The 14,592-nt window shown below is 63.3% G+C and carries 5 protein-coding genes and 1 pseudogene; 4 read left to right on the top strand and 2 right to left on the bottom strand.

Features of this window, described 5'->3' with window-relative positions:
* The first annotated feature begins 58 nt into the window (after positions 1-58).
* The 3 genes from Q1V60_RS05130 to Q1V60_RS05120 all read left to right on the top strand — a co-directional run bounded on the left by Q1V60_RS05130 (position 59) and on the right by Q1V60_RS05120 (position 4,140).
* Positions 59-1,348, top strand: a complete 1,290-nt coding sequence (locus tag Q1V60_RS05130; RefSeq protein WP_300628052.1) for a hypothetical protein — start codon at positions 59-61, stop codon at positions 1,346-1,348.
* A gap of 205 nt (positions 1,349-1,553) precedes the next feature.
* Positions 1,554-2,909, top strand: a complete 1,356-nt coding sequence (locus Q1V60_RS05125) for an MATE family efflux transporter (RefSeq protein ID WP_300628050.1) — start codon at positions 1,554-1,556, stop codon at positions 2,907-2,909.
* 37 nt (positions 2,910-2,946) lie between these two features.
* The gene (locus Q1V60_RS05120; RefSeq protein ID WP_300628048.1) at positions 2,947-4,140 is read left to right on the top strand and encodes an MFS transporter; all 1,194 of its coding nucleotides are present in this window, start codon (positions 2,947-2,949) and stop codon (positions 4,138-4,140) included.
* Here Q1V60_RS05120 and Q1V60_RS05115 read toward each other — a convergent pair.
* Positions 4,119-4,471, bottom strand: a pseudogene (locus Q1V60_RS05115) (type II toxin-antitoxin system HicB family antitoxin). The gene Q1V60_RS05120 and the pseudogene Q1V60_RS05115 sit on opposite strands and share 22 nt — an antisense overlap.
* On the bottom strand, positions 4,468-4,719 hold the full coding sequence (locus Q1V60_RS05110; protein WP_300628046.1) for a type II toxin-antitoxin system HicA family toxin: 252 nt from the start codon (positions 4,717-4,719) through the stop codon (positions 4,468-4,470). Before Q1V60_RS05110 ends, Q1V60_RS05115 begins: the two are co-directional and overlap by 4 nt.
* Positions 4,720-4,926: 207 nt before the next feature.
* Between Q1V60_RS05110 and Q1V60_RS05105 the strand changes: the two genes are divergently transcribed.
* Positions 4,927-14,592 (top strand): non-ribosomal peptide synthetase (locus tag Q1V60_RS05105; RefSeq protein WP_300628043.1); only part of this gene is annotated, 9,666 nt, incomplete at its 3' end.

Raw genomic sequence — 14,592 nt, 5'->3', positions numbered from 1 at the left:
GACGGCTTATTGGCTTGGTTGAGCAGTCGTCACGTCCAATACATGAGGTATAGCCATAATGAATTCTTGCTTTAACCAACCGCTTCATTCGCTTCCACCCGCGCAGAACCTCGAATGTTTGGCAGCGGATTATGGGCGCAGTGCTCCCGAGAACATGCCGGGCAATCTGACCAGCATTTATTCCAATTCGGATGTGGCAAAGCTGCTGCTACGCGACTTCGAATATTTCAGATCCCCCGACAATTCGTTCGTTTCTCGCGATTCGCTGGTTGACGTGGCCAATCGTCCATTGGGAAATGGCGGTTACGATGATCAGATGACGTTGCTTGCCAGGGATATATTGGGCCGGCCCGGCGTCGCAAGCCTGCTTGATGGCGTTCAGAATGGTGGTCGGGAAGATGGGCTGATCAACCGAGAGGATGTGCAGCTAGCCATCTCCCAGCTGGATCAGCAAGACGCATGCGCGTATCAACCACGGGCGGGGATGCAGTTTGCAGGTGGCTATAACGGTGCGATGCAGCAGCAGAGGATAAACCAGCAATGTTCTCCTCAATTCGATGCACCGCCGTCACCCGGTGGGCCGCGTGGCATGGAGGGCTGGGAAGCGTTGCCGCCGGAATCGCGCATGGACGCGCCGCAGCAGCCGCCCTATGCGGGGATGCGAAACGACCCGCAATGGAGCCCCGTGATGGCTGCCGGGCGATCGTATGCCAATGACAGTGACGAATCCTTGTCGGCCAAAGTGCTCTCCCATTTCAGCAACCTGCAAGACGCCTCACTGGGTAAGATTACTGACGCGTCACTGAGCGCTGCCGCTTCGGGATATTCCCTGGATGGTCGGCCTGTCAGTGCGGCGGATGCCTCCGTTGCGCAGGAACTGATGGAGCGTGGTGAACTGTTCAAGACACTTGATCAAGGTCGCAGTGGCGCGCTTGACGGCAATTTTTCTCGGCAGGACCTGGCCGATGTATCGAATGCGTTCAGAAAGAGCAGCGATGGAGCACTGCTTCAGGCCGTGAAAGATAATTTCAGGCAGTTTACCGCTGGCGCCGATGACCACTATGTCAATGTCAGTGAGCTGAAAGAGGCGGCGGGTGTTATCCCGTCTACGCGTGCGTTCAACCCGCAGGCGCGTGAAGTCGCCAGCGAGCTGCTTAACCGTCCGGGCTTGTTGCGCGAGTTGGATATCGGCATTCGGGAGGAGGGCAAACCAGGCGCTGAAGACCAACGCTTCGATATGGTTAACATCGACCATATGATCAAGAAAGCACCGTCCAATGAGGGCAACAACCCTTCCGCCAGCGCATTTGTCGGTAATCTTTTTGCATCCGCCGGTGGGCAGTCTTAACTGATCGCCAGGGGCTGCTGCCTTTTATTCAGGTAGCAGCCGTCGGAGCCCGAAGCGTGTGTTATTGGGCGTCACGGCGTGCCCCGCACTATTGAAGTACCTGCCCTCTGGAGTGTGTCGCTCGCCTCGGCGTACCATTCGTGGTTCAGCGCCAGTAGACTCAAGTCATTGACGACATCACCGCCACCCAGGGCCCCACACCATCATGGAAGTCACCCAGCAACGACCGTTGTGGCAGATCTACCTGCTCTTTCTGGCACCGATGGTGCTCTCCAACTTTCTGCAAAGCTTTTCCGGCACCCTCAACGGCATCTATGTCGGGCAGATGCTGGGCACCCACGCGCTGGCGGCGGTGTCGGGTATGTTTCCCATCGTGTTTTTCTTCATTGCATTGGTGATTGGCCTGGGGGCCGGCGCCTCGGTGCTGATCGGCCAGGCCTGGGGCGCCGGCGAGACGGGCATGGTCAAGGTGATCACCGGCGCCACGCTGACCCTGGGCGCACTGATCGGCTTGCTCGCTGCGGTACTGGGCGGTCTGTTTGCCCGCCCAGCGTTGCAGGCGTTGGGTACTCCCGTCGATGTGCTGGACGATGCGGTGGGCTACGCCCAAGTGATGATGCTGATCATGCCGCTGTTGCTGGTGTTCATCCTGTATACCCAGCTATTGCGCGGGGTCAGCGATACGGTTTCGCCGTTGCTGGCGTTGATGGTGTCGACCCTGGTGGGCTTGGTGCTGACGCCGGCGTTGATTCGCGGCTGGATCGGTCTGCCGCCCATGGGCATCCAGAGTGCGGCGTACGCAGGGCTGGCGGGTAATACGTTGGCGATGCTGTTCCTGATCCTGCGCCTGCGCCACAAGAACCATGTGATGGCGCCGGATCGCGACATGCTCGCCGCCTTGCGCCTGGACCGGGTGATCCTCGGCAAAGTCTTGCGCATCGGCCTGCCGACAGGCCTGCAGATGGTGGTGTTGTCGCTGTCGGAACTGGTCATCCTGGCGCTGGTCAACGGCCACGGTTCCCAGGCAACGGCGGCGTACGGCGCGGTGACGCAGATCGTCAATTACGTGCAGTTTCCGGCGTTGTCGATTGCCATCACCGCCTCGATCCTGGGCGCGCAGGCGATTGGCGCCGGGCGCCTGGAGCGCATCGGGCCGATCCTGCGCACCGGGCTGTTGATCAACACCGGCCTCACCGGTGGCCTGATCGTGCTTGGCTATGGGTTATCGCACTGGTTGCTGGGGCTGTTCATCACCGACGACGGCGCGCGGGTCAACGCTGAGCACCTGTTGCATATCATGCTGTGGAGCATCCTGGTGTTTGGCTTTCAGGCCGTGATCGGCGGGATCATGCGCGCCAGCGGCGTGGTGCTGATGCCCGTCGCCATCTCGATTTTCTGTGTGCTGTGCGTGGAATTGCCGGTGGCGTACCTGTTCAATGCGCACTTTGGCCTCGAGGGGGTGTGGATGGCGTTTCCGGTGACTTACCTGGCGATGCTGGCGTTGCAGGTTGCCTATTACCGGTTGGTATGGCGGCATAAACAGATCAAGCGGCTGGTGTGATAAAAGGTTGCCCACTTAAGGAAGAAGACGCTTGATCATGGCAAACCCCTACGCCGCGTTATTTCAGGTTCCTGGCGCTCGTGCCTTTGTCCTGGCCGGCATGCTTGCACGCATGCCGATCTCCATGACGGGGATCGGCCTGATCACCATGCTCTCGCAAGTGCATGGCGGCTACGGTTTGGCGGGCTCGGTGGCGGCGGTATTCGCGTTGGCCACCGCGGTTTGCGCACCGCAGGTTTCGCGCCTGGTGGACCGCCACGGGCAGGGCCGGGTGCTGCCCATCGCCGCATTGATCGGTGGCGGCGCGCTGTTGATGGTGCTGCTGTGTACGCGTTTGCAGGCGCCAAGCTGGACGTTGTTCCTGTTCGCCGCACTGGCCGGCTGCATGCCCAATATGTCGGCGATGGTGCGCGCGCGCTGGACCGAGTTGTACCGTGGCCAGCCCAAGCTGCATACCGCATTTGCCCTGGAGTCGGTGCTCGATGAGGTGTGCTTCATTATCGGCCCGCCCATTTCGGTGGGCCTCAGCGTGGTGCTGTTCCCCGAGGCCGGGCCCTTGGTGGCGGCCGTGTTGCTGGCGGTGGGCGTAACCACCTTCGTGTTGCAGCGCACCACTGAACCGCCGGTGCATGCACGTCATGATCATCACGGCCGCTGGTTGATCGCCTCGCCTTCGGTGCTGATCCTGATGATCCTGCTGCTGGCCATGGGCGTAATCGTCGGTGTGGTGGATGTGGTCAGCGTCGCGTTCGCCCAGCATGAGGGCCACCCGGCGGCCGCGAGTATTGTGCTGTCGGTCTACGCCATTGGTTCCTGCCTGGCAGGCCTGGCCTTCGGCATGCTCAAGCTCAAGGCGCCGTTGCCCCGGCAGTTTCTGTTCTGCGGCGTGGCCACGGCCTTGACGACCTTGCCGTTGCTGTTGGTGACCAATATCCCGGGGCTGGCCGTGGCGATCTTTATCTCCGGCCTGTTCTTTGCCCCGACCCTGATCGTGTCCATGGCGCTGGTGGAGCAAGTCGTCCCGCCGAGCCGCCTCACCGAAGGCATGACCTGGCTGATCACCGGTCTGAGCATCGGCGTGGCCATCGGCGCCGCCGGGTCGGGCTGGATGATCGACCACTTTGGCGCCGCCAGCGGGTTTTGGGTGGCGCTGGCGGCGGGGGTGGTCGTGCTGGGTTCGGCCGTGCTGGGGTTTCGGCGGTTGGGCAGTCAGCCAATCGCTGGGCAATGATGTTGTAAAAACTCATTCAGCGCTTGGCGTGTCAGGTCGTTCAACGTCACTTTCTTTCGGTTCGCCGCCAAGGCTGCGGCCAAGTGCAGGTCATGGCCGACGCGTACGTTGAAGGAGCCCTTGCAGGGCTTTTCTGGTACTTGCCCAAGTGCCTGGCAGGTGGCGAGGTCATCGTCCACCGCCTCTCTGAAAGCCGCGTCCAGTTCGGCGACGGTTTTGCCTTCGTAGCTCACCAGGGTCTTGGTGAACATGATGTTGCGCACAGGCACTTGTCTTCAAGGCTGGCTTTGATGGAGCCAATGTAGCCTTTGTGTTTCAGCGGGTTGTTCACTGAATCAGTTCTCCTGGTTTCAATTGTTCGATGATTTGGCGCCGAATGTAGTGTTTCGGTTCGTTGCCGGGATGCGGCTTGTGCAAGGTGATCATTGCACTGGGGTCGCCGATGTCGAATTTGACCCGGCTTCCAGCCCCTTCAATCTGTGTGTAGCCCAGTCGGCGTAACAGCGTTACGAGTTCAGACCAGGTGAATGCCACGTGCTCATTGAGCGGTTTGGCGAGCAGCTTTTCATTTTTGGACACGGCGCTCTCTGCGTGTAACTACCTGTAGTTGCAAAAAGTGGCGTGCATCAATGCTGGCTCGGCTTTAGGTGTCTTTCCCGAAATTGATGAGCCCTGATGACACCTCGCTTGCAGCCCTTCATTCCTCGCTAATTTTTCCCTTTGCGGTTCGTTTTATAGGGACGACGTGCCTTTGTGCTTCCTGCCTATTGCTCCGGACTCCAACAAATGAATGCTGAAGACTCCTTGAAACTTGCTCGCCGGTTTATCGGGTTGCCCCTGGAAAAACGCCAATTGTTCCTGCAGGCCCTTCAGAAAGAAGGCGTGGATTTTTCCCGTTTTCCGATTCCGGTGGGGGTGGAGGCGCAGGATCGCCAGGCGTTGTCCTATGCGCAGCAACGCATGTGGTTTCTCTGGCAACTGGACCCGACCAGCGGCGCCTATAACCTGCCCGGCGCCGTACGCTTGAAAGGCGCGCTGAGCCTGGACGCCCTGGAGCAAGCGTTCGCCAGCCTGGTGGCGCGTCACGAAACCTTGCGCACGGTATTTCAGCGTCAGGCGGATAAGCGTCTGGCCCAGGTTTCAATCGAACCGTCGCTGGCCATCGAGCAGCTGGACCTCAGCACCTTGGCGCCCGTTGACCGTGAGCAGGCGGTCAGCGCGGCGGCGACGCGGCAGTCGCTGTTGCCGTTCGACCTGGAACATGGCCCGCTGCTGCGTGTGCAATTGCTCAAGCTCGATGAGCACGAGCACGTGTTGCTGCTGACCTTGCACCACATCGTCTCGGACGGTTGGTCGATGAATGTATTGATCGACGAGTTCATCCGTTTCTATGACGCCCACGAGCGCAACGAGGCGCCGCAATTACCGGCGCTGGCGATCCAATACAGCGACTACGCCCTCTGGCAGCGCCGCTGGCTGGAGGCCGGTGAGCAGGCGCGCCAGTTGGAGTATTGGCAGGCGCGCCTGGGCGATGAGCATCCGGTGTTGGAGTTGCCGACAGACCGCCCACGCCCGGCCATGCCCAGCTACCAGGGCACGCGCCATACCTTCGAGGTCGGCCCGGCGCTGGCCACGCAACTGCGCGCCTGCGCGCAAAAACATAACGTCACCTTGTTCATGTTGCTGCTCGGCGCCTTCAATGTGCTGTTGCACCGCTACACGGGGCAGGGCGATATCCGCGTCGGCGTGCCCATCGCCAACCGCAACCGCACTGAAGTCGAAGGCCTGATCGGCTTCTTCGTCAACACCCAGGTACTGCGCACCGAGCTGACCGGCCAGACCCGCGTCGCCGAACTGCTGCAAGGCATCAAGGAGCACGCCCTGGGCGCCCAGGCCCATCAGGAGTTGCCTTTCGAACGCTTGGTCGAAGCCTTGAAAGTCGAGCGTAGCCTGAGCCATACGCCGCTGTTCCAGGTGATGTACAACCATCAACCGGTGGTCGCGGATATCGCGTCCGTCAGCACCGCATCCGGTCTGGAACTGGCCCTGGTGGAATGGCAAGGCCGCACCACCCAGTTCGACCTTACCCTCGACACCTATGAAAAATCCGGCGCCTTGCATGCCGCGCTGACCTACGCCAACGACCTGTTCGACGCACCCTCTATCCAGCGCATGGCCCGACACTGGATCAGCCTGTTGCACGCAATGGTGGCAGACGGTGAGCAGCGTATCGGCGAATTGCCGATGCTGGGCGCTGACGAGCAGCACGTGCTGGTCAAGGCCTGGAACCAGACGGCCACGGCATACCCGACGGAACGGGCGATCCATCACCTGATTGAAGACCAGGCCCAACGCACGCCGGATGCGCCGGCGCTGGTATTCGGTGAGCTCACCCTGACCTATGCCCAGCTTGACGTGCGCGCCAACCGGTTGGCCCATGCGCTGCGCGAGCGAGGCGTCGGCCCGGACGTGCTGGTGGGGATCTGCGTCGAGCGTTCCATCGAAATGGTCGTGGGCCTGTTGGCCATCCTCAAGGCGGGCGGCGCCTACGTCCCGCTGGACCCGGAATATCCCAGGGAACGCCTGGCGTACATGATCGACGACAGCGGCATTACGCTGCTGCTCAGCCAGCAAAACCTGATGGCACGGTTGCCGACCGAAGGGATCCAGGTGATTGCCCTGGATCAGCCAGCGAACTGGCTCGACGGCTATAGCGCCGAGTCCCCGAGCGTCACGCTCTATGGGCTGAACCTGGCCTACGTGATCTACACCTCTGGCTCCACCGGCAAACCCAAGGGCGCCGGTAACAGCCATCGAGCGCTGGTCAACCGCCTGTGCTGGATGCAGCAAGCCTACGCACTCGATGCCAGCGACGCATTGCTGCAGAAAACGCCGTTCAGCTTCGACGTTTCCGTGTGGGAATTCTTCTGGCCGCTGATGACGGGCGCGCGCCTGGTGGTCGCCGCGCCGGGCGAGCATCGTGAACCGGCACGCCTGATCGAGACCATCGAGCAGCACGCCATCACCACGTTGCACTTCGTGCCGTCAATGTTGCAGGCGTTCATCCATGAGCCCGGCGTCGAAGCCTGCGCGAGTCTCAAGCGCATTGTCTGCAGCGGCGAAGCCTTGCCGTTGGACGCGCAGCTTCAAGTGTTCGCCAGGCTGGCGAACGTGTCCTTGTACAACCTCTACGGCCCGACCGAAGCCGCCATCGAGGTCACCCACTGGACCTGCATCGACGAAGGCGCCGACAGCGTGCCCATTGGTCGGCCGATCGCCAACCTCGGCACTTACGTGCTGGACGCCCAACTCAACCCGGTTGCGGCCGGTATCGCGGGCGAACTGTACCTGGGCGGCGTCGGCCTGGCGCGCGGTTACCATCGGCGCCCGGCGCTGACGGCCGAGCGCTTTGTGCCCAGCCCATTCATGCCCGGCGAGCGCCTGTACCGTACCGGCGACCGGGTGCGTCAGCGCGCCGATGGCGTGATCGAATACCTCGGCCGCCTCGACCATCAAGTCAAACTGCGCGGCTTGCGCATCGAGTTGGGCGAGATCGAAGCGCGCCTGATGCAACACCCGCAGGTGCGCGAAGCGGTGGTCGTGGTGCAAGGCGGCAAGCAGCTTGTGGCCTATCTGGTTCTTGAAAACGACGCACCTGGCGACCTCAAGGCCTGGTTGCTCCACAGCCTGCCGGAATACATGGTACCGACCCACTTCATCACGCTGGCCAAGCTGCCGGTGACTCCCAACGGCAAGCTCGACCGCAAGGCGCTGCCACTGCCGGACGCTACGCCGCAGCAGGCCTTCGCCGCCCCGGAAAACGCCCTGCAAAAAGCCTTGGCCGCGATCTGGAGCGATGTCTTGGGCATTGAGGCGGTGGGTCTGGACGACAACTTTTTCGAACTGGGCGGTGACTCGATCATCTCCATCCAGATGGTCAGCCGTGCCCGCCAGGCCGGTATCCGCCTCAGCCCGCGCGACCTGTTCCAGTACCAAAGCGTCCGCAGCCTGGCGCTGGTGGCGAGCTTCGACGAACTGAGCGCTATCGATCAAGGTCCGGTCAGCGGCGAGGTCATTCTGACGCCCGTGCAGCAAGACTTTTTCGCTCAGGCGATCCCGGCGCGTCACCATTGGAACCAGTCATTGCTGCTGACCCCGCGTGAAACGCTGGAGCCCGCTCGGCTCGACGCGGCCTTGATGCGGTTGGTCCAGCATCACGATGCCCTGCGCCTGCGCTTCGTGGAGCAGGCTGCGGGTTGGCAGCAGCGCCACGCCGTTCAGGTCGATGCATCGGTGCTGTGGCAGGCCCGTGTCGGCAGCGAAACCGAATTGGCCGCGCTGTGCGACGAGGCCCAGCGCAGCCTCGATCTGGAGCAAGGCCCGCTGCTGCGCGCCGTTCTGGTCGACATGGCCGACGGCAGCCAACGCCTGCTGCTGGTGATTCACCACGTGGTCGTCGATGGCGTGTCCTGGCGCATCCTGCTGGAAGACCTGCAACAGGCCTATCGCGAGCGGCCGCTGCCGGCGAAGACCAGCGCCTACCAGCATTGGGCGCAGCAGCTGCACAACCATGCGCCGGCCCTCGATCACCAACTGCCGTACTGGCAGGCGCAATCCATCGATGCCGAGTTGCCGTGCGATCACCCTGAGGGCGGCCTGCACAATCGCCTGGGCGCCAAGCTTGAAACGCGCCTCGACGCCGAGCACACGCGCCAGTTGCTGCAAGAAGCGCCGGCGGCCTATCGCACCCAGGTCAATGACCTGTTGCTCACTGCCCTGACGCGGGTGATCAGCCGCTGGAGCGCCCAGCCCGCCGCCTTGATCCAGCTGGAAGGCCACGGTCGCGAAGACCTGTTCGACGGCGTCGACCTGAGCCGCACCGTCGGCTGGTTCACCAGCCTGTTTCCGGTACGCCTGCAAGCGGATGGCGAGCTGTCCACTGCGATCAAGGCGGTCAAGGAGCAACTGCGCGCCGTCCCCGACAAGGGCCTGGGCTATGGCGTGCTGCGCTACCTCGGCGCGCCTGCAGCCCGTGAATCCCTGGCCGGCCTGGCCGTGCCCCGTATCACCTTCAACTACCTGGGCCAGTTCGACCGCCAGTTCGATCAGTCGGCGCTGTTCGTACCGACCGGCGAGGGCAGTGGCCAGGCCCAGGATCCCGAGGCGCCACTGGCCAACTGGCTGACGCTGGAAGGGCAGGTGTATGGCGGGGAACTGGCGCTGCAGTGGGGCTTCAGTCGTGAGATGTTCGAAGTGGCGACCATCCAGCGCCTGGCGGATGAGTACACCGCTGAACTCAAGGCCCTGATCAAGCATTGCTGTGCCACACCGGCCGGGCAGGCCACACCCTCGGATTTCCCGCTGGCACGCGTCACCCAAGCGCAACTGGATGCACTGCCGGTGGCCGGGCCGGCCATTGCAGACCTTTACCCGCTGTCGCCGATGCAGCAGGGCATGTTGTTCCACAGCCTGTTGGCGCCGCAGGCCCAGGCCTATATCAACCAGTTGCGCCTGGACATCGACGGCCTCGATCTGCAGAGGTTCGGGCGCGCCTGGCAGGCCGCGCTGGACCGTCACGACATCCTGCGCAGCAGCTTCCATTGGCTGGGCCTGGACAGCGCGCACCAAGTGATCCAGCGCCAGGTCGACCTGCAACTGCAAGTTATCGATGACCTTCAGGCCGACTGCGCCGCCCTGGCCGACGCCGAGCGTGAACGCGGCTTCGAACTCAACGCCGCGCCGCTGTTTCGCCTGATGCTGGTGCGCGGTGCGGGTGCGGCCTGGCACCTGATTTTCACCAGCCACCACATCCTCATGGATGGCTGGAGCAACGCCCAGTTGCTCGCCGAAGTGCTTGCCCACTATGCAGGCCAGGCCGTGCCTGCGCCGCTCGGGCAATTTCGCGATTACCTTGGCTGGCTGCAACAGCAAGGCAACGGTGAGATGTTCTGGCGCGCGGCCCTGGCGCCGTTGCAAACGCCAACCTTGCTGGCACAGGCACTGCGCGCGCCGGCTGACGGTTCGGGTTACGCAGAGCATCACATCGCGCTGAGCAGTGACTTGACCGGTGCCCTCGGTGAGTTTGCCAGCGAGCACAAAGTTACCCTCAACACCGTGCTGCAAGGGGCCTGGAGCCTGCTGCTGCAACGCTACACCGGGCAGCCGTGCGTGGCTTTCGGCGCGACCGTGGCCGGGCGTTCGGCGCCGTTGCCGGGGATCGAACAGCAGTTGGGCCTGTTCATCAACACCTTGCCGATCATCAGCGCCGCCTCGCCGGCACAATCGGCCGTCAGTTGGCTCAGTGAATTGCAGGCGCTGAACCTCAGCCTGCGTGATCACGAGCATGTGCCGCTCTACGACATTCAAAGCTGGGCGGGCCAGCAAGGCGCCGCGCTATTCGACACGCTGCTGGTGTTCGAAAACTTCCCGGTGGCCGAAGCGCTGAAACAAGGGGCGCCGGCCGGCCTGACCTTCGGGCCGATGCACAACCATGAGCGCACGCACTACCCGTTGACCCTTGGCATTGAACTGGCTGCGAGCCTGCGCCTGGAGTTCAGCTACGACCGCGCGCAATTCAGCCAAACCCAGGTCATGCGACTGGGCGACAACCTGCAACACCTGCTGGCGCAACTGCTTGCAAACGCTCAAATCCCCCTGGGTAACCTGCGCCTGCTCGACGCCATCGCACAGCGCGACGTGCTCGCCCTCAGCCAGTTGCCCGCGACCGCCCGGCGTAACGCACACGCACATGAGCGCATTGCTGCCCAGGCCCTGGCCACGCCGGATGCACTGGCGGTGCAGGCCGGCAGTGAACGCTTGAGCTACGCCCGACTCAACGCCCGGGCCAACCGCCTGGCCCATCGCCTGCTGGAACTGGGTGTCGGCCCCGGCCAGCGTGTGGGCCTGGCGTCGCGGCGCGGTCCGCAACTGATCGTCAGCCTGCTGGCGGTGCTCAAGAGCGGCGCGGCGTATGTGCCGCTGGACCCGAACTACCCGGCCGAGCGCCTGGCCTACATGCTCGCGGACAGTCGCCTGGACCTGCTGCTCAGCGAAACCGGCTTGCTGGCCGAGGTGCCGTTACCTGCAGGGCTGGCCCGTGTCGACTTCACCGCGGAGGGAGACGAGTTGGCCGATTACTCGGCAACCAATCCGCCCAGTCACGCAATGGCGGCGGACCTGGCGTACGTGATCTACACCTCCGGCTCCACCGGCCAGCCCAAAGGCGTGGCCATCGACCATGCCGCCCTCGGCCAGTTCTGCGACAGCGCCGTGGTGTACAGCCAACTGAGCGCACGGGACCGCGTGCTGCAGTTCGCGACCTTCAGCTTCGACGGCTTTGTCGAGCAGTGCTACCCACCGCTGTGCGTGGGCGCGGCCTTGATCATGCGCGGCGATGAGCTGTGGGACGCCGGGCAGCTGGCGCGGGAGATTATTGAGCAGGGCGTGACCCTGGCCGACTTGCCCGCCGCCTATTGGTACCTGCTGGCCAAGGAATGCGCCGTGCACCGCCGCCCCTTGGGCCAGCTGCGCCAGGTGCATGTGGGCGGCGAGGCGATGTCCGTGGAAGGCCTGCGCGCCTGGCATGCCGCCGGGCTGGGCGATGTACGACTGGTCAACACTTACGGGCCGACCGAGGCGACCGTGGTGTCCAGCGTGCACACCTGCCGGCTGGACCATGCCAGCGATGCGTTCGGTGTGCCGATCGGGCGCGCCATTGAAGGGCGCTCGCTCTACGTGCTCGACAGCAGCTTCGAACTGTTGGCGACCGATGGCGTGGGCGAATTGTGCATCGGCGCCGAAGCCGGCCTGGCCCAACGCTATTTCGACCGCCCGGCGCTGACCGCCGAGCGCTTTCTGCCCGACCCGTTTTCCGCGCTGCCCGGCGCGCGTCTCTATCGCAGCGGCGACCTGGCCCGTTACAACGAGGCGGGTGCGCTTGAGTACGTCGGGCGTATCGACCATCAAGTGAAGATTCGCGGCTTGCGTATCGAAATCGGCGAAATTGAGGCCGTTCTGCAGACCTTGCCACAGGTGCGTGAGGCGGCTGTATTGGCGCTGCCGAGCGCCACGGGTACGCAATTGGTGGCGTACGTGGTGCCCGCTGAGGGCATCGCTCTGGAGACACAGGCACTGGCGGCCCGTTTGCGCCAGTCGCTGCCCGATTACATGGTGCCTGGGCAGTGGGTGATGCTCGATGCCTTGCCATTGAACAACAACGGCAAACTCGACCGCCGTGCGCTGCCGGCGCCGGACCTGAACCTGCACGCCCAGGCCTACGTCGCGCCCCGCAGCCCGCTGCAAATCCAGCTGGCAGCAATCTGGCAGGCGGTGTTGCAGGTAGAGCAAGTGGGCCTGGACGATCACTTCTTCGAGCGGGGCGGTCACTCGTTGCTGGCCACCCAGGTGATCTCCCGGGTGCGGCACGCGCTCAACCTGGAAGTGCCGCTGCGCAGTCTGTTTGAACAGCCGACCCTGCACGCGTTTGCCGATGCGTGTGCGGCGTTGCAAATAAGCACGGCGCAGCCGTTGGTGGCGATGGACCGCGGCCGGCCGCTGGCGTTGTCCTTCGCCCAGGAACGCCAATGGTTTCTCTGGCAAATGGACCCCGCCAGTGCGGCCTATCACGTGCCCACGGCACTGCACCTGCGCGGTCAACTGGACATCGGCGCGCTGGAGCACGCGCTCCAGGCTCTGGTACAACGCCATGAGCCGCTGCGCACCACCTTTGTGGAGCAGGGCGAGCAGACTTCGCAAGTCATCCATGCAGCCGTGACAGTGACGATCGAGCGCCAGCGCGTCGATTCGGCGGCGATCGAACAGGCCGTGTCCGAGGAAATTCAACGCCCCTTCGACCTGCGCAGTGGTCCGCTGATGCGGGTCAAATTGCTGGAAGTGGCGGCGCAGCATCATGTGCTGGTAATCACCCAACATCACATCATCTGCGACGGTTGGTCGATGCACGTGATGGTCGACGAACTGGTGGCGCTCTACCAGGGCGACAGTGCATTGCCAGCGTTGCCGATCCAGTACGCCGACTATGCCCAATGGCAGCGTGACTGGATGGCGGGCGGGGAAAAACAGCGCCAGCTCGATTATTGGTGCGGGCGCCTGGGCAGTGAGCACCCGGTGCTGGAGTTGCCACTGGACTATCCGCGCCCAGCGGTACAAAGCCATCGCGGTGCACGCCGGCAAATCCATCTGGACAGCACGCTGGTGGCCGAACTCAAGGCGTTGGCCCAGCGTGAGAACGTGACCTTGTTCGTGCTGTTGCTGGCCTCGTTCCAGACCTTGCTGCATCGCTACAGCGGTCAGTCCGAGATCTGCGTCGGTGTGCCGATTGCCAACCGCACGCGTCTGGAAACCGAGCGGCTGTTGGGTTTCTTCGTCAACACCCAGGTAATGCAGGCCGAGCTGCACGGGCAAATGCCCTTCGCGCAGTTACTGACTCAGGTCAAGCAGCGCGCCCTCGAAGCCCAGGCCCATCAAGACCTGCCGTTCGAGCAATTGGTGCAAGCCTTGCAACCGGAGCGCAGCCTCAGCTTGAGCCCGTTGTTCCAGGTGTTGTTCAACCACCGCGTGACGTCCGCCGAGCGCCAGTTGCAGCAGCTTACCGACCTGCACATCGAAGCCCTGAATTGGGATGAAAGCGTGGCCCAGTTCGACCTGGCGCTGGATGTGGAAGAAAGCCCGACCGCGTTGCATGCCTCCCTGAGCTACGCCACCGACCTGTTTGCGCCTGCCACCATCGCGCGCATGGCCCGGCATTGGCAGAACCTGTTGCAGGCGATGGTTGCCGATCAAACTCAACCTATCGGCCAGTTGCACTTGCTGGATCAGGACGAGCAGCAACACATTCTGCAACTGTGGGACCGTACCGCGTCCGGCTTCTCGGCCCGGCGTCTGGTGCATGAACAGGTGGCCGACCGTGCCCGCGAGACCCCGGATGCCGTCGCGGTGAAGTTCGCCGACCAGCAACTCACTTACGGCGAGCTGGATCGCCAGGCCAACCGCCTGGCCCACGCGCTGATCGCCCGTGGCGTCGGCCCGGAAGTGCGGGTGGCCATTGCCATGCCGCGCAGTGCCGAGATCATGGTGGCGTTCCTTGCCGTACTGAAGGCCGGTGGCGTGTACGTCCCGCTGGATATCGAATACCCGCGTGATCGCCTGCTGTACATGATGCAGGACAGCCGTGCGCAGCTGCTGCTCAGCCATACCTGCGCCCTGACGCAATTGCCGATTCCCGATGGGCTGGAAACCCTGGCCATTGACCGTACCGAGCCATGGGCGCTGTTGAGCGACAGCGCGCCGGACGTCGTACTGGACGGCGACAACCTCGCCTACGTGATCTACACCTCCGGCTCCACCGGCATGCCCAAGGGCGTGGCCGTGGCCCACGGGCCGTTGGTGGCGCACATCATCGCCACCGGCGAGCGCTATGAAACCAGCCCGGCC

This window comes from Pseudomonas sp. (assembly GCF_030147005.1).
Classification (GTDB): Bacteria; Pseudomonadota; Gammaproteobacteria; order Pseudomonadales; family Pseudomonadaceae; genus Aquipseudomonas.
Note: the sequence above shows the minus strand (reverse complement) of the source record. Positions and strands in the feature narration are given on the sequence as shown.